The 17,515-nt window shown below is 34.8% G+C and carries 15 protein-coding genes and 1 pseudogene; 8 read left to right on the top strand and 8 right to left on the bottom strand.

Features of this window, described 5'->3' with window-relative positions; all coding sequences use genetic code 11:
• Window positions 1-101: 101 nt before the first annotated feature.
• Both C9J35_RS07295 and C9J35_RS07290 read right to left on the bottom strand, forming a co-directional pair.
• Complete coding sequence (locus tag C9J35_RS07295; RefSeq protein WP_107923999.1) at window positions 102-917, bottom strand: CPBP family intramembrane glutamic endopeptidase; 816 nt, start codon at window positions 915-917, stop codon at window positions 102-104.
• A 108-nt stretch (window positions 918-1,025) separates the two neighbouring features.
• On the bottom strand, window positions 1,026-1,820 hold the full coding sequence (locus tag C9J35_RS07290) for a MerR family transcriptional regulator (RefSeq protein WP_107923998.1): 795 nt from the start codon (window positions 1,818-1,820) through the stop codon (window positions 1,026-1,028).
• 222 nt (window positions 1,821-2,042) lie between these two features.
• Between C9J35_RS07290 and C9J35_RS07285 the strand changes: the two are divergent.
• From C9J35_RS07285 to C9J35_RS07275, 3 genes and pseudogenes are all read left to right on the top strand, one after another.
• A pseudogene (locus tag C9J35_RS07285) lies at window positions 2,043-2,366 on the top strand (ATP-binding cassette domain-containing protein); the annotation flags it as partial.
• Window positions 2,363-2,614: a hypothetical protein gene (locus C9J35_RS07280; RefSeq protein WP_107923997.1), complete on the top strand. Its 252-nt coding sequence runs from the start codon at window positions 2,363-2,365 to the stop codon at window positions 2,612-2,614. The pseudogene C9J35_RS07285 and the gene C9J35_RS07280, both read left to right, overlap by 4 nt.
• Window positions 2,587-2,817, top strand: coding sequence for a hypothetical protein (locus tag C9J35_RS07275; protein ID WP_107923996.1), 231 nt, complete (start codon window positions 2,587-2,589; stop codon window positions 2,815-2,817). The genes C9J35_RS07280 and C9J35_RS07275 overlap by 28 nt, the downstream gene beginning before the upstream one ends.
• 145 nt (window positions 2,818-2,962) lie before the next feature.
• On the opposite strand, the gene C9J35_RS07270 is transcribed toward C9J35_RS07275, so the two are convergent.
• The 4 genes from C9J35_RS07270 to C9J35_RS07255 form a co-directional block, all read right to left on the bottom strand.
• Window positions 2,963-3,529 carry a DUF4256 domain-containing protein gene (locus C9J35_RS07270; RefSeq protein ID WP_107923995.1) on the bottom strand — a complete coding sequence of 189 codons (567 nt, stop codon included), beginning with the start codon at window positions 3,527-3,529 and terminating at the stop codon, window positions 2,963-2,965.
• Between the two features lie 537 nt (window positions 3,530-4,066).
• Window positions 4,067-5,419, bottom strand: a complete 1,353-nt coding sequence (locus C9J35_RS07265; RefSeq protein ID WP_107923994.1) for a lytic polysaccharide monooxygenase — start codon at window positions 5,417-5,419, stop codon at window positions 4,067-4,069.
• Between the two features lie 782 nt (window positions 5,420-6,201).
• Window positions 6,202-7,911 carry a methyl-accepting chemotaxis protein gene (locus C9J35_RS07260; protein ID WP_268807917.1) on the bottom strand — a complete coding sequence of 570 codons (1,710 nt, stop codon included), beginning with the start codon at window positions 7,909-7,911 and terminating at the stop codon, window positions 6,202-6,204.
• 1,039 nt (window positions 7,912-8,950) lie between these two features.
• Window positions 8,951-9,814, bottom strand: coding sequence for an AraC family transcriptional regulator (locus tag C9J35_RS07255; RefSeq protein ID WP_107923992.1), 864 nt, complete (start codon window positions 9,812-9,814; stop codon window positions 8,951-8,953).
• A gap of 952 nt (window positions 9,815-10,766) precedes the next feature.
• Here C9J35_RS07255 and C9J35_RS07250 point away from each other — a divergent pair.
• The 4 genes from C9J35_RS07250 to C9J35_RS07235 all read left to right on the top strand — a co-directional run bounded on the left by C9J35_RS07250 (window position 10,767) and on the right by C9J35_RS07235 (window position 14,848).
• A complete protein-coding gene (locus C9J35_RS07250; RefSeq protein WP_054768254.1) occupies window positions 10,767-11,822 on the top strand; it encodes a FecCD family ABC transporter permease in 1,056 nt (351 codons plus the stop codon).
• Window positions 11,819-12,835: a FecCD family ABC transporter permease gene (locus C9J35_RS07245; protein WP_107923991.1), complete on the top strand. Its 1,017-nt coding sequence runs from the start codon at window positions 11,819-11,821 to the stop codon at window positions 12,833-12,835. The genes C9J35_RS07250 and C9J35_RS07245 overlap by 4 nt, the downstream gene beginning before the upstream one ends.
• 15 nt (window positions 12,836-12,850) lie before the next feature.
• Complete coding sequence (locus C9J35_RS07240; protein ID WP_054768253.1) at window positions 12,851-13,645, top strand: ABC transporter ATP-binding protein; 795 nt, start codon at window positions 12,851-12,853, stop codon at window positions 13,643-13,645.
• 258 nt (window positions 13,646-13,903) lie between these two features.
• Window positions 13,904-14,848, top strand: coding sequence for an ABC transporter substrate-binding protein (locus C9J35_RS07235; RefSeq protein ID WP_107923990.1), 945 nt, complete (start codon window positions 13,904-13,906; stop codon window positions 14,846-14,848).
• Between the two features lie 235 nt (window positions 14,849-15,083).
• On the opposite strand, the gene C9J35_RS07230 is transcribed toward C9J35_RS07235, so the two are convergent.
• Window positions 15,084-15,707: a flavin reductase family protein gene (locus C9J35_RS07230; RefSeq protein WP_107923989.1), complete on the bottom strand. Its 624-nt coding sequence runs from the start codon at window positions 15,705-15,707 to the stop codon at window positions 15,084-15,086.
• 194 nt (window positions 15,708-15,901) lie between these two features.
• Here C9J35_RS07230 and C9J35_RS07225 point away from each other — a divergent pair, with 194 nt between their 5' ends.
• Complete coding sequence (locus tag C9J35_RS07225) at window positions 15,902-16,213, top strand: winged helix-turn-helix transcriptional regulator (RefSeq protein ID WP_054768285.1); 312 nt, start codon at window positions 15,902-15,904, stop codon at window positions 16,211-16,213.
• Between the two features lie 444 nt (window positions 16,214-16,657).
• Here C9J35_RS07225 and C9J35_RS07220 read toward each other — a convergent pair whose 3' ends face one another.
• The gene (locus C9J35_RS07220; RefSeq protein ID WP_107923988.1) at window positions 16,658-17,176 is read right to left on the bottom strand and encodes an NUDIX hydrolase; all 519 of its coding nucleotides are present in this window, start codon (window positions 17,174-17,176) and stop codon (window positions 16,658-16,660) included.
• Between the last annotated feature and the right edge of the window lie 339 nt (window positions 17,177-17,515).

The raw sequence follows: 17,515 nt of genomic DNA, 5'->3' as shown, positions 1-17,515 counted from the left end.
ATCGGAAGGTGGACTGTATTGTTTGAATTATTTTTGACAGCCTCTTTATCGCTCCTAGTAGTTTAAACAGAAAGTTATACTAGCGATCACTAAATCATGTATTACTTGGCATTAATAGGAGCTTCCTTGCCATAAAATATTTTCTTTGGATTTATAATGATGATTAAGACTGCTACTGCTAAATAAACAATTGCGTTATACATGATTAAATCCAATAAGTTTCCGTTTATAATGCCAATAAAAAAATTAAAAAATTGGTGGATGGTAATTGGAATAATTAAATTTTGATTTAAGTTATAAAATGTGGTCATGATAATTGTAGTGGCTAGGATTGCAAACATAAAGAATAGCATATATTTGATTAAATCAATGCCCACATATCCTGTAGTAAACCATATGGGTAGATGCCACATCCCCCACCAAAATCCGATGATAATCGAAGCTTTTAATGGCGAATGTTTCTTTTGGAGCTCCATTAGAGCGAAACCTCTCCACCCTATTTCTTCTCCTAGTGGCCCCGACAGAAGATTTTTCAAAAAGAAATAAATCAGCATTCCCCACGAAGATATCTTAAAAATTGTGTCTGCTTCACTGTTAGTAGCTACAAAAAACATTACCATCAAAAATATGAAGACTTGAATCATAATTACAGTAAGAATCACAGAAACTTTAAGTTTATTCTTGAATTTATCTTTTACAAATTGTATAAAACTCTGCCCAGGATAGATTTTCTTAAATAACACTGCAAAAGCAAAGGTTGAGGACCAAGCTGATATACAGAGCATTACATGAAAGACCCATTCAGGAAACCCTAACATTTTTATGACTCCTACAAGACAAAAAAGTGGAAAAAAAATGATATTGGTTAGCAGAATAAAACTTGCTACTGGTTTTTTTAGTTTCTTTTCATTATCCATGTATAATCCCCTCTTCAAACTAAGTATTTCGTAAACATCATACGCTCATATTTACGAATACATTCAGCTTAAACCTAGGGGTTACCCACAGGTCAATATATGTCTGTATTATTTTATAGGTACATACATTTCTAAGAATACACGTTCAAGTCCATCTTCATAAGTGGTAAGTAATAGATTTATATAAACTAGCCCTAACAGTTTATACCCATTTTCTATTGCTGCTTTTCTTAAACTAGCTTCCACGTTATGATCAGTATTTTTTCCACCAGTTGACCATCTTCCATCTTCAATAACGATATACATACATTTTGGATGAGATACAATTTCTCCTTCAATATCTTTATCAAAGTCTTCTACTTTTCTTACGATGATAAACTTATCTTCTAGCATACCTTCGTCATTGAATCTTATGACCCTTCTTAAAGAAGTTAGAGTAACTGCTTTTTTCAGACTGTCCGTGTTCTCTTTAAGCGTTTCATATTCTTCATATGCAGTGTAATGCTCTATTTCTCCTCTTATTTCTAAGGGTTTCATTTCTTTTACTGTGTATTTCCCTAAGAATTGTTTAATTTTTTCGCAATCTTCTTTTACAATCTGAAGCTTTTTTAAAATAAGCTTTTTATATTCTATTTCCTTTAATACCTCTTGCTCTTTCTCATCTACTAATGATTTTATCCCCTCTATACTCTTGCTTTTTCTTAATTCCTGGATTTTTTTTATTTCAATATCCATTTCTCTATAAAAATTTACTGTGGTTATGTCATATATATCAAAACGATTATATTTTCTATACCCATTCTCAATGTTTTGCTTAGGTTTTACTAATTCCTTTTCTTCATAAAATTTCAAAGTATCTCTAGATACACCTAAAAATTTAGCTACTTGTCCAATTGTGTACATACTATTCTCCTTTATCATTAACTACATATTGTTCATGATTTAGTACGGAAAAAATAATAATATCGGTTTTATTACAATAACTGAGTTAGATGAATTTATTTCATAGCCCCGAAGCGGTTCGGGGCACCCGCATATATATTTTACCTTTTAAATTTAAAGTCTATGAAAAGAATTGCCATAAAAATGAATTTTTTTGTTGTTATTGTACAACAGATATAATAAACGCCCATTATGTTATTAGATGAACCAACTACTTATTTGGACATGACTCATCAAATTGAAGTATTAGATTTTTTATTTGAATTAAATCGCTCTGACCAACGAACAATCGTTATGGTTCTACATGACTTAAATCTCGCTTGTCGCTATGCAGACCATTTAGTTGCAATCCATGACCAAACAGTGGCTGTACAAGGTCCTCCAGAGGATATTGTAACCGTAGAAATGGTTCAAGAAGTATTTGGTATGGCAGTAGCTGTATCGGAAGATCCTTTTTTTGGAACCCCATTATGTATCCCGAAAGGCAAAGGGAGGTATGTAAAGTGAATTTAGAGCCTTATGGCGTTGAAAAGCAACCCTCACCTCAAGGTATTCCTTTACATGACTTATTGAATAAAGATACTTTATTTCCAATCATTAAACAGTATGCAAGTCATTTAGATACTTCTTCTTTAGCTATAGCGGGTTCTTTATTTATTAAACGTTATGCAATTTTAGTGGCGGCTTCGAATCTGGATTATTATGGGCTGCAAAAGGAGAGAGTTGATTGGTGGTCTACAAATCATGTGCTTTAAATGAATTAAATGAAAATTTTAATGAATTTACTAGTATTGAAACGAATTGGTTAGGTAATGAACCAAATCCTTTTCAAACTTTTCTTCAGCGCAAAGAAAAATGGAGTGAAGTACCGGTTCAAAAAACATGCTGCCGATACTATCAAGTAAATACAAAAGAAGAAATTCCTTATTGTGGAAATTTCCTTTTAAGGAAAAACTAGAGAGAATAAAATTCTTATTGATAATAAAAGGGCTTAGGAATCATTCTTAAGCCCTTCTTTTCAAATAGATGTATTTATGGTGACGAGAAATATAAAAAATGGACGACATCAATTAGACATTGACCAAGCTGTCTATATGCAAAGTTTAAACCCTTAGCGAGCCACGGAAGCCTCTTGCAGCATAGTAAGAATCTGCTCCATTGTGGTACATAAAGACAGTGTCGTAGCGACAATCACAAAAGATGGCCCCGCCGAGATTTCTAATATTTGCAGGGGTTTGCACCCAGCTCGACGTTTTCATATCGAAATTTTCAAATTTCTGCAGCTCCCGGTATTGTTCTTCCGTTAAAAGTTCAATGCCCATGGCAATTGCCATATCTATAGCGTTATTTTCTGGTTTGTGTTTTTTCCTTGACTCCAGTGCTTCACGGTCGTAACAAACACTTCTACGACCTTTAGGGCTTTCCGCTGAACAATCATAAAAAATATATTCGCCCGTTTGTTCATCATGGCCGACAACATCCGGTTCACCCCCAGTTCCTTCCATTTCATTGAGCGACCACAGTTTTTCAGTATTAGCTTCAAGCTTAGCTTGCACTTCAGCCCATTCAAGACCTTTATGGCGGTTCATGTTTTTCTCAAAACGGGCTTTTAAAGTTCTGAGTAGCTCCTCACGTTGTTCTAGTGACAACTCCTTATTGCTCTCTGTCATATTCGTTCCCTCCTTATTGTTTTTACTCACAATGTTTTGATGACTTAACCCTCTATTAATTCCATAAAAATCCTATTTTCACTAAATAATTAACCTACTTATGATAGGTTTCTCAATTACTGCTCTAATTACGATTTTAAATCATATAAATATGACTGTACAAATTTGGCTTACTTATTATTTTCCAATTTATATAGCATGGATTATTTTTTAGTAACAGGGTATACAGCATACTTTAAATCGCGAATTATTTCTATTATATCATCACGAGTTTGCATGATTGTAACGTTTTCATTTGGGAAAATCGATATGGGACCACCGTCATATTCCATATCAACAAGTAAATTAAATCTTAGAAAAATCGAGAGTGGTATATGCACAGTATTCATTTCTTAAAGCTTGGACATGGTAAGCTCTTGGTAGGAGAATGCCCCTTACTGAACATAAAAAAGGACAAAAGGCATCGAGAATTTGCTTCTTGATGCCTTTTGTCGACAGTCTGAAACCTTACACAAAGGTTTTATTAAGACTCTATTTTTATTTAATTTCTTTCCATAAAGACAATGCGAAAATCCAATTTGGATCTCCATATCCTTGATAGCTTTGAACCGCTTCATATACTTTACCTTGGTGCTCTACTTTATCACCTTTTGTGTACGCCTTATTTGGGCTCCATTGCTCATAAGACGACCCTTGCTCTTTTGTAGTTACAGTGAAAATCGAACTTTTAATAGATTCATTTCCAGCTGCATCAACGGCAGTGACCGCATACTTATAAGTTGTATTTGATTGAAGATTCTTGTCCATAAAGGACGTAGTTTTCGATGTTCCAACTACAGTCATTTGTCCTACTGATGTCCCTCGATAGATAACATAATGGTCAACTGCTACATTATCCTCTGATGCACTCCACATTAAGTCTACACTTGAGGATGTTACGCCCATCGTGTGTAGTGCAGTTGGTTGCGTTGGTGCTTCTGTATCTGGCACTGCTTCCATTGTCTCTATAACAGTAGACTCGCTTTCTTTAGAAACATTTCCAGCTGCATCCACTGCCTTTACTGTATATGTATATTTTGTATTCGCTTGTAAATTTTTATCTGTGAATGTTGTTCCCAGTACCGTTCCAATTGCTTTACCATCACGGAATACTTGATATTCTTTTACACCTACATTGTCTGTAGAAGAATTCCATGTTAGCTCAGCACTATTAGAAGTAACTTTCGTTGCTTGTAATCCATTGGGTTGAGATGGAGCTTCCTTATCTACATCCACATTATTCACCAAATTAACATCAATGACATTGTAGAAAGCATTTGCAGTATTTGCTACATCCCAAACAGCTAAAATAACGTGGTAGCCACTACGATCAGTTGGTACGTTAATTGTATGCGTTAGATTAGCTGATGCTTCAGTACCATTATGTTCTACAGTTCCAATTAGCTCAAGATCAGCACGGGTTAATGGCTTATTAGAATCCCATCCCTTTTTCGTAATATAATAGTGCCATTTACTTGTTAAATGCGACTGAGTGTACTTCCAGGTAAAGGTATTTGATCCCCCTGTAATCGTATTCTTAAACCAGCGATTTGCGGTTTGTTGATCGAGGATGCCATCAAACTGACCTCCTGCAGAGGCAATTTTACCATCAACTGGTCCACCTTGTGGAAATCCTTTTTTGGCCTCTAAGCTCTGTGGCTCATACATAACCCTTCCACAACTCAAGTTAAGCGCGCCATAACTTTGGCTACATAAAGCAGCACGGCTAGCTGGTTTCTCAACAAATCCATGGGCAGATGCATTGGGTGCCATTGAAACCCCCACGATTCCAGCTGCTAATAGGGCAGCAGTTATTCCCTTTTTACTTAATTTTGTGAATGTAGTGTTCATATAAGTAGTCTCCTCACCTTTTTGTAGTATGAAATTATAATTACACTAGTATGATAGCTATGAATATAAAATTAAGCAAACTATGTATTAATATGGTAATAGCTGTATTAAATGACTATGTTTATTCGCGAAAGATGTCAATAAATAAGTCTAAACATAACAATTATCTTATCATTAGGTGATTTACTATTTAAAAGAGTATAGATTTTTATGAATTGTTCATAAAACGTTCAAGTTACATTTGTTAACAAAGTAATAGAGTTAGTTCACATTTTAAAAATTAAAAAACACTCTTTTGAGTGCTTCTGACTGTAGACAAAAAAATCACTTGCTTCACTTTTATACTTTGAATATAACCATTCAAAGTCATTCAATTTCTATCTCTCCGTTTACCGAAAAATAAAACATAACCTCTTACGGCTATAAGACCCACACATTTTGAACAAAGGTTAATCAAAATATGTGGGTTTGTCTTTAAGCATATTTACAGTAGTTTTAATATGATATGGCTACCGTTTAAAAGAATAGTCTCTCGATAAATTACTAACTTTTTTATATCCTAGACGAACCAATCAAGTAGTACTTCTTTCATAATATCGTTCGATGACCCACTACCCAAGTTTGAAACCCACCATTTTAAGATAACAAAGCTTCTATACGTATTCTCTCGCTTATTTATCCCTGCTTCTCTCGAAAGTTTCATGCAATGGGCGTTGTAATAACTGGTACGCCTGCTTTTTATTGACCAAGTATTACTCTTAAAATCATATAATTCGTCATCTTTATACTTTAAACATATTCGTTTTTTCTTGTAAGTCTTCTGCCATTTTAGAAAGTGCCGAAGTAGATGCAGAAATTTCCTGCATAGAGGCTAATTGTTCTTCCGTAGCCGCTGAAATATTTTGTGTCCCTTCTGCGGAGCTTTGGGCGATTCCATTAATTTGTTCCATGGATTTGGACATTTGATCTGCACCTGCTACCATCTGCTCTACAGAAGTAGACACTTCATGAATTTGAACTGATACCTCGTTAATGGCATGTTGAATTTTCTCAAATGATTCACCTGCGCTGTTCACATTATTAATACCCGTTTTCACTTCATTCGTAGTGAACTGCATGGAGTCTACCGCTTTATTCGTTTCGCCTTGAATTCTTATAATTAGCTCAGAAATTCTCAGCGCCGATGCAGATGATTCTTCTGCCAATTTTCGCACTTCTTCCGAAACGACCGCAAAACCTTTCCCATGTTCGCCTGCTCTTGCTGCTTCTATCGCTGCATTTAACGCAAGTAGGTTTGTTTGGGTAGCAATACTTGTTATAACTTCAACGATATCTCCAATCTCAGCTGAACGCTCACCTAAACCACTAATAACATCACTTAGACTACCAATAGATGTTTGAATCGAGTTCATTTGTAGAACTGCATTTTGTATAATATCATTTCCATCTACAGAAAGTTGTTTTGCTTGTGTAGCAGCCCCTGAAACGTTCGTAGAATTTCTAGCTATTGTTTGGACATCTTGTACCATATGATTAACAACGTCTAATGTTTCTTCAATCGTTCGAACTTGATCGTCGGAGCCGTTTGCCACCTCTACTGTAACAGAGGCAATATGTTCACTTGCCTCACTCGTTTGTTCCGCACTTGCCGAAAGCTCAACCGAAAATGCTGCCATCTGTTCGGATGATTGTTTCACCTGACCAATTAGATCTCGTAATTGAGCAATCATGTGGCTGAAAGTGGACGTTAAGACCCCTAGTTCATCCTTTGAACCATACGCTACACTAAAATTAAATTCTCCAGCTTCGGCTCGTTGGACAGCAATTTTTAACTTTTCAATTGGAGAAATTAGATATTTTCGTACACCGATAAAACCGATTGCCACAAACAAAATTCCTAATACAATTGATATAATTAGAGAATTTGTGATCCCTTTACTTGCCTCGGCCTTACTTTCCATATTCAAAGTACTTGCATTTTTTTGATTCAATTCTGTCAGCTCTAAACCTTTTGAAATAATTTCGTTAAGCACAGGCTCGGCACTTGAATTAAAGAGGTTTATTGCTTCCTCATTCTTATTAGCAAGACTTAACTGAAAGACTTGCTCCATTCTTTCTTTAAAATTTGGATATAGCTGAATCAATTCACTTATTATTTTATCCTCATCCGATTGCATTTTGGCTGCTTCAAGTATTTTAAGATACTTTTCATTATCTTTAAACGCATCAGTTACTTCATTTTTAATTTGAGTAATAGTTGTTTCATCTGTAAAAAGAAAAGAACGATACATATCTGAAACAATAATCCGATTATTAAGTCTATAATCTGACAAAATAATACTTGGTTCTAGACGATTTTTAAAAATATTCTCTGTATTATTCTCCAATTTTTTCATAGTGATATATCCACTTACTTGGATAAGAGTAATCGTTAAAATTGCTATAGACATTAATAGGACTAACTTCTTAAATATGGATAGATTACGAAGCAAGGTTAATACTCTCCCTTTCAAATTCAATTATTTGTGCACTTTTGATGAAAGACAATAATTTCTACTTTATCAAAGGTGCGAGTATACATATTTATTTACTTCTTAACAACAGCCCCATTCACTCACAATAACATGCTACTTTTCATACTATTTACAACATCCTATCACTTCCTATTTTATGTAAATTACTGATTCATCAAATTTATATCGACAACTCTTTAATAATGTTTAATGTAAAATAGTACTAAAGTTACTTGTTAATTGCATAAAATATAAATTAAGGAATTTTGTCGTCACTTTTCATAAGATCAAAAATATAATGCTATAATTTTCTAATACCTTATGAAACCTCGAAACCAGCCACATGCCGAACTGAAATAACAGTCAACATCCAAACGCTGTATAGATTCTAATAATTATCTTTAGATGGCGTTTCTCCTATATATAAACCGAATAAGGTACTATATTTTGTTTGATAATATCATGAGAAATTTGTATTCGGGAGAATTCACCTAGGTAAGTAGTAGTATTTGTGGACTATAAAATTAATGAGGAGTTATTATACTAAAACAATGTTTAGTATTTTTTATGCTATTTAAATTTGTGTAAATATATTTTCCACATTCCTACGTCTCTGAATCAAAGTTTTAAGCAATTGAAAGAGTCTAGGAGTCTATACATGGCTTTGCACCTTACTTTCTTCTCTCCCATGTAAATAAATAGGTTTACTGCTGTAGAGTTACAGTTAATAAAAACCTCTTTTTTCATATGTTTTTTACATTACGATTCAGTTGTGTGCAGGCAAAAGTAAAGCCTTACAAAGAATGAAGTTGAATTTCGCAGTAGGATCATACGCTGCATTAACTTTAATAAAAAGAGTATGCCCTAAAATACCTTTTAAATTAAGGTTTTGTTAGCGATAAGTGTTGAGTCGTTAAATTCAAAAAGACCAGTCAATATCTACTGACTAGTCAAAAATGGAAAGTGAAGATTTAACGAAATAACACTTCTGTAAATATCATAATCATCCAGTTTATCGCTAACTTTTTTTCTTTACTGGCATCCAAATTTCGCTATATACATTTTCCGATGTACCATTGTGCTTTGTAAAAGAAATTCCGGGTATATCTACTACTTCATAATCTGAAGAAGGCAACCATACAGAATAAATTTTTGCCGTAGTTTCTTGAATTGTAGCAGGAAATGGTCCTTGATTAGGGAAAATTGCCCACAAACTCTCTTCTATAGAAATTTGCTCTAAATCATCAAATGGATTTTCTTTTGTAGTTGCAAAACCAATCATATGCGTTAAGCATCCTTTTCCTTCCAAGAACCCATCGTCAAAATCATAAGATACATTCAAGACTTGATGAGGATATAAATCAGCTAGTTGATGCATTTCATTTCTTTGTTGTTCGGTAATTGACTGGGCTAGTTCTAAGATAGTATTATTTACCCCTTCGAATTGAATTGGCACCCTTTTTGATACACCTACTATATTAAACTTCTCTTTTTTTTCAATTTTGAATTCCATGGATATTCCTCCTCTTATATCAATAAAGAATGAAAATTTAGGAAATGATTTTTGAATTTTGTTTTTACTTACTTCTGATGGTAAAAAACCACTCCATTCACGAAAGGCTCTTGAAAATCCTTCTATAGATTGATAACCATATTTATAGGCAATATCGGTTACCTTTGCTCCATTTATTAATTCAACATTCGCAACTGATAATCTCCTATTCTTGATATACTCATTCAATGACATACCAGCCATATAGGAAAACATTCTTTTAAAATGATAATCAGATACACCTACAATTTTAGATATATCTTTGCCAGAGATTTCTTCCGTTAAATGTGTTTCGATGTAATCCATTAAATTATTGAATTCTTGTAACATTCATTTCCCTCCTTTACAAATACATCTTATCGTTAAAATTTATAATTTTCTCGATATTTTTGATACGGAAATTATCGGAGCAGAAAGTACAAAAGAAAAAAGTTGGATTATGTATGTCGCAGTTGGTAACCCATAAAAAAGGGGGGCTTTGCCCCTTCAATCGCTATTTTTTTATCAAACTTTATTTCAAATAATCAATCTTTTTTCTAAAACTACAATGTGAATTACATTTAGTGTTGTCATAAAATTATAAGTATTTTAAAGCGATTTATAAGATCTTGGTGTCACTTTTTATAATAACACCTCTTACAATTACACGTCTTAATATACACTGTCATAAACTGTATCGTCTTTTAAAATTGGTTATAGTTTGATTACGAGAAGTGTAATCAGCAAAATTTGAGGAAGAAATAACTTTAGCGGTTTACTAAATCTTTTAAAGTCTTATCGTATAATCGATAAATAACTGAAATAATTCCTTCATCATTTCACCAACAAATTCAACTACTTGTTCCTCTTCAACGTGTTTCATATTCTTAACTTCTTTTATCGAAGCAATTTTACAAGCACAATTGCTTTCTCACAGCATATCAACCCACTTTTTTCGAATTTAAAATTTATCCATTTTTCCTGTTCTTATAAAATCTGTTTTTTATAAAACTATACCACTTCTATTCAAATTTAGTATTTTCGAATAATTTAAACACCATACCCTATCTCCTAGAACATCGCTTGATATAAGCATTTTTTGCAAGTTTAAGAAAATAATAAAGAACAAAATTAATATATTTTAAAAAATAATATTGACAACTATTTAGGGTGGTATGTAGAATAGGACGAGTGATTATGAGAATCATTATCAACTAAGGTGCAGAGCCTTATTTTTTTTATTATCAATTGAGAATGACTCTCATTTCATTAAACATATGTTGTTAGTTAGGATGATTAACGAATGGAAGCAAGCGCGAAGAGTATGGAACAACAAGAAACGAATATGAAAAAGATTAAGAGCAGACCGCTTATTGCTTCGATTATTTTAATAGCAGGTACGACTTTATTAGCTTTAAGTATGGGAATGTCCATTTCATTTGGGGCAGCGGATGTTAGCTTAAAGACTGTCTGGCAAGCTGTTTTTCAATTCGATGATTCACTTACATATCATAGTGTCATTTGGGAACTTCGTATTCCAAGAGCAATTGGAGGAGTAGTCGCTGGTGCATTTCTAGCGGTATCCGGAACAATTATGCAAGGGATGACACGAAATCCTCTCGCCTCTCCATCTTTAATGGGGATTACGGATGGTGCGGTATTCGGAATTGCCATTACTTATGCATTTTTCCCTAATTCCCCATACACAATGTTTGTTATCGCTTCATTTATGGGTGCAGCATTTGGTGCAAGTATTGTATATGGTGTGGGTGCGTCCTCACCAGGAGGGCTGACCCCCGTGAAGTTAGCGTTAGCTGGTGCAGCAATCAGTGCTTTACTTGGGGCCATCTCATCTAGTATCGCACTTTATTTTAATCTTGCTCAAGAAGTGAGCATGTGGAATGCAGGAGGCGTTTCAAGTGTGAAATGGGTAAGTATTGAGATGCTGCTACCAATTGGACTACTTTGTCTTGTTATAGCAATTATCATGTCGAGATACATTACCATCTTAAGTTTCGGAGAAGAAATTGCGATTGGGCTTGGACAAAATACAACTTTAATTAAATTTATTGGAACCGTACTTGTGCTTGTTTTAACAGGCTCAGCTGTCTCTATGGCAGGTTCTGTCGGATTTGTTGGACTTGTTATCCCACATATGACACGTTTTCTCGTTGGATCTGATTATAGATGGGTTATTCCATGTTCAGCGGTATTAGGTGGATTGTTAATTGAATGTGCAGATATGTTATCTCGCGTTATCAATCCTCCATTTGAAACGCCAATTGGTGCAATTACAGCTTTAATCGGGGTTCCATTCTTCCTTTACTTAGCTCGTAAAGAGGGGAGAGGGAAAATATGAGGCAAGGTATCTTAACAAAAAAGAATATGTCAGTATTAGCCATTTTAGTTTGCTTAATTGTGTTTATATTCCTAATTAGCTTAAATACAGGAACGTATAAAATACCGCCAATTGATGTATTGAAATCGTTAATTGGGCTAGGCGCCGAAGAGCAATCTGTCATCTTATTCGAGTTTCGTATGCCTCGAATGGTTATCGCTATTTTAGTTGGTTCAGCGCTAGCGATATCAGGGGCAATCATGCAAGGTTTATCTCGAAATCCACTTGCTGACCCTGGAATTATCGGTATTAATGCTGGTGCTGGATTGACGGTTGTTATTTTCGTCTACTTCTTCTTCGGAAAAGTTGGGACCGGTACGTTAATATCAGTATTCATTCTTCCGTTTTTTGCTTTAGTGGGTGCTTTATTGGCAGCGGTTATTATTTATACACTAGCTTGGAAAAACGGTGTTTCATCAACTCGTTTAATTCTTGTTGGTATTGCAGTTGCAGCAGGATTTGGTGCTGTCAGTTTAATTTTTTCAATGAAAATGACGTCTAATGATTTTCGTTTTGCAACCATTTGGTTAGCAGGGAGTTTATGGGGAACAGATTGGAAATTCGTATTAAGTGCACTTCCATGGATGCTCATATTTTTACCAATTGCATTTCGCAAAGCACATGTATTGAATGTAATGAATTTAGGAGATGCAGCAGCGGTAGGCCTTGGTGTAAATGTGGAGAAGGAAAGACGTAAATTATTATTTATTGCCGTTTGCTTGGCTGGTGCATCGGTAGCTGTTGCTGGTGGTATTGGATTTATCGGTTTAATGGCACCCCATCTGGCAAGACGCCTTGTTGGAGGAAAACATCAAATTATGTTACCAACAGCAGCATTAATTGGTACTTTGCTATTACTATTTGCAGATTTAATTTCAAGAAGTGTACTAACAACTTCAGAAATACCAGTCGGTTTCGTTATTTCTATTATTGGTGCACCATATTTTATTTATTTACTTATGAGGACAAAATAAAAGGAGTCTTTTTAGATGGTAACATTAGCAGTTGATTCGGTATCCGTTGGCTATAATGAAGGATTAATTATAGATGCATTATCAGTGGAGATCCCCGAAGGAAAGATTACAACGATTATTGGACCAAATGGTTGTGGGAAATCTACCTTGTTAAAAACAGCGTCTCGTATTTTAAAGGCAAAACGAGGGACTGTTTATCTTGATGGAAAAGCAATTGAGAAACAGTCCACAAAAGAAATTGCAAAGAAAATGGCAATTTTACCCCAGACTGCAGAATTGCCGACTGGTCTTACTGTGTTTGAGCTTGTTTCATATGGTCGTTTTCCACACCAAAATGGATTTGGCACGCTGAAAGAAGAAGATTATCGCTATATTCATTGGGCACTTGAAGTGACAGGGATGACAGAGTTTGCAAAGCGTCCAGCAGAAGCTTTATCAGGTGGTCAACGTCAACGAGTATGGATTGCGATGGCACTTGCTCAAGGAACGGACTTACTTGTATTAGACGAGCCGACAACTTACTTAGATATGGCTCACCAGTTAGAAATATTAAAATTATTGAAGAAGTTAAATCAGGAAGAAGGCCGTACAATCGTTATGGTCATTCATGATTTAAATCATGCCTCTCGTTTTTCTGATCATATGGTTGCTTTAAAAGCTGGCAAACTGATTCACCAAGGAACGCCAGACGAAGTAATGACAAGTGAGACACTTCGGAATGTATTTGAAATTGAGGCACTAATTGTTTCATGTCCTGTAAACAGTAAACCGATCTGTTTAACTTACGATTTAACGATGATTCATAATTAATCACAGAAAAAACCATATGGGGAGGAGCTTCCTCTCAGCAACTATGCCTCTGCATAATTGCAATCTCACCACCTATAGAGGTAGGTGACTTCTGTACCCGTCACTACGCTTTCGGTACAAAAATATTTACTGAAAGAAGTTAAATAGATAGAGAGGGAGCCTTCTAATGGGCGTTGAGCTTCTCATTTTAGCCTGAGATGTTGAACACCCATTAGAATGAAATGGGTCACATACAATTTATCCGGGAGGAACAAAAATATGAAGAAATTTAAACTATCGTTACTAGCAATGGTATTAGTTGTTACATCTATACTATTTGCAGCTTGTTCTTCAGATAAGAAAGAACAAACAGAAAAAGCAGACGCACAAGCTGAAGAGCGTACTGTTGTGCATGCTAAAGGGGAAATTAAAATCCCTGCAAACCCAAAGAAAATTGCTGACCTTAGTGGTTCGACAGAAGAATTATTAATCTTTGGAATGAAACCAATCATTACTGCAAATACATCTCAAGAAGAAATTGATCCACATATTGCAGATAAATTAAAGGATGTTAAACCTGTTGGCTCTGCTTGGGGTGACAACATTAACATCGAAGCAGTGGCTGCTGCAAAGCCAGATTTAATTCTTATAAATAATCGTCAAGAAAAAATTTATGATCAACTATCTAAAATTGCACCTACCGTTATGTTAGAGACACCATTAGATCAATGGCGTCCGAAGTTTGAAGAATTAGGTAAAATCTTCGATAAAGAAAAGGAAACAGAAGAATGGTTCAAAAAGTATGATGACAAAGCAAGCAAGTTACACGATAAAATTGTTGCTAAAACTGGTGATGCGACGTTCATGAAAATGGCTGCATATCCAAATGCATTCCGTGTATACGGTGACTATGGTTACGGTAGCGTAATCTTCAAAGATTTAAAATTACCAGCTGTCCCAGGTACACCAATGGATGAACCATTAGTACAAGTACAAAAAGAAGCTTTAATTGACTACAATCCAGATTACCTATTCGTATTTACAACAGGTGACGGTTCTGAACGCTTAAAAGAATTCCAAGAAGAAACAATTTGGAAAAACATGAATGCTGTTAAGAACAACCACGTATTTATCATTAACAATGATGCAGTAAATAAAGGATACTTCCCTCTTGGTAAAGAAATGATTTTAGACGAAATTGCTGATTTTGTTTTAGAGAAATAATAAAAGCAAGAATCACCTTCGTGATATCGAAGGTGATTCCGACTGTGAACAACCCCAAAAATAGGGTTTGTTTACAGTCCTTTTTCTTTTAAAGATAGAAGTATCTATATGAAGCCGTTACTTTCCGCTACGGCGGACGCTTTTCGCGGGCATGGCTTCAGTCTCCTCGTCGCTACACTCCTGCGGGGCCTTCAACTCATGGTATTCTCGCAACCATCTCAGCTAACAAAATAATTTATGTACCTTTTTGTCCATATGAAAATGAAGGCATCAGTCCGGCAAAGTCGCCTGCCAAACTAGCAAGCGGCTTAAACTTATCGATAGCTATTTTATAGTTTCCTGCATAGATTGCTTCATCTATTTGGACACATTCAACTTTTCCAAGCACTAGATAATCTCCACCGACAGGAATAATCTGGTCTAACTTAAGTTCTATTGAGATTGGCGCTTCTAGCACTGCCGGCACATTCAAAACTTTACCATTCTGGACAGTCACTCCTGCAAGCTCAAACTCATTTTTTTCTGGCTCTACGCTAGCCGATGAACGATACATCGCTTCCCCAAGCTGCTCAGGTACCATATTAATTATATATTCCTTTACTTCACGAATGTTCGTTAACGTATCCTTAATGCTTCCCATTCGTTCATGAACGCCCGGTCCTATTGAGATCAAAAGTGTTGGTGGATTTCGAGAAGCTACAGTAAAAAAGCTGAATGGCGCTAAATTTAAATTGCCATCCTTACTTTTTGATGAAACCCATGCAATCGGTCTTGGTATTACAGAGCCAATTAACAATTTATACATCTCATGCTCGCTCAAATCAATTGTATTAAATATGAGTTTCTGTTCTTTAGACATCTATTCATTCTCCTTCAACTATATTTGATTAAGTAATATGTCGATTCTATAATAGAATTATTATAGACTTCTGAAATACTCATAATTCCATCCCAAATTATAAACTCGAATACAAATAAAACTAGTATGCACTTTTTTGTTAGGTACCTACTTAAAGGAGAGTGAAGTTATTGTCAGAATTAAGTAATAATTTGATGAGACACAACAAACAAAGACCCTTTGACTTCACATTATCGTTAATCGGTGGCAAGTGGAAAATGAAAATAATGTATGAATTATCTTCCGATACGATTTTACGTTATGGAGAGTTAAAGCGGAAAATTCCAGCTATCACTCACAAAATGTTAAGTTCTCAGTTAAGAGAACTAGAGAACTCTGGAATTGTTCACAGAAAAGAATACCCACAAATCCCTCCAAAAGTGGAATACTCCTTATCACCAAAAGGAAAGAGTTTAATGCCAATATTAGAGGAAATGTGCAAATGGGGCGTGGCAAATCAAATATGAACTTATGAGGGGTAAAAAGTGCTATGTGGATCTAAGTCAAGATTCCGGACACACAAAAGGTGCTGGGTTTGGTCTATTCCTTCTTTGATCTGGCCAAGCTGTTGTAGCTTTGGAATAAAGATTGATTAAAAAATATCCCTCAATCCTTATCTAATAGCAACTTCAACAACTCCATTTTGAAAAAAGATTGATCAAAATGGAGTTACTCTTTTTAGATAAGTATGAGATTTTCACAAAAAAGTTTGATCATTTTCCAGCTATGTTGTTTCACAATTGCGCCCGATTGTGGAAGATCGTTTTTCAACTAAAACCCTTTTAACAGTATTCAAAATAACCCCCAGGAAATGGTGTTTTCACAGCATTTCTTGAGGTTTTTTGTCTTCACAAACCTCTATTTGGGGATTTTTTATTGAATGAATATGTTTAATTCTTTGCACGTTCTATTTAAAGACGAATAGAGCCATAATAATGTCGTCCTTCAAAAAGAAACGCAATAATACTTTCATAATAAGGTATAAATTTTTTAAGTTCTATTAGCTTTAAAATTTCCTCTTTAGAAGCCCACTTCACTGCTTGTACCTCTTCAGTTTGTAACGTCAATTCATTCAAATTTAAGTCATATTCAATGAGATAATAATCATCAAAGCCACGTTCAAAATTTATAGTAAATTGTGGACGTACTTTTTCAAAGTTATAATGAATTCCTAACTCCTCTAATAACTCTCTGGAAGCAGCTTGTTGACTTGTATCGCCTGCAATAGCACTACCACCACAAGTAATATCCCAAAGATTCGACCATCCTTTCTTAAAGGGCTGACGTTGCTGAATAAGCATTTCTCCTTTTGAATTAAATATACAAATGTGTACTACTAAATGAAACTCGTCTGATGCCATTTCATCTCCACGAGTTATTTGTTTCGCTATTTTATTACGATGTTTATCATATAAATCCCACTTTTCCATTGTTAAACTCCTTATGAATATTTATTGTAACTAGCCTTTTATTATACTGTAAAACAAGTAAATAAAAGTGAGTTCTAGGGGAAATTTAACTTCCATTTGGTAACATCCCTTAAAAGATTGTTATTCAACAATATGGCCCTTTCCATGAATAAAGACGCTTTCCCTATTACGGAAAAGCGCCCGATTGTTGAAGAAGAAAATTAAACATTAATAAGGCACTGATAAGTAAGCGTTGTTTATTTCATGTGTTTCTTTTTCCAATCTACCAACGTCATCATTTTTTCGTTATCAGGAAGTTCCATATCTAATGGTGTTATTAGTTCTAATGAATTGCCATCA

Origin of the sequence: Lysinibacillus parviboronicapiens, assembly GCF_003049575.1 — a bacterium.
GTDB lineage: Bacteria > Bacillota > Bacilli > Bacillales_A > Planococcaceae > Lysinibacillus > Lysinibacillus parviboronicapiens.
The sequence above is the reverse complement of the archived record's forward strand: the minus strand, read 5'-3'. Positions and strand labels throughout refer to the sequence as shown.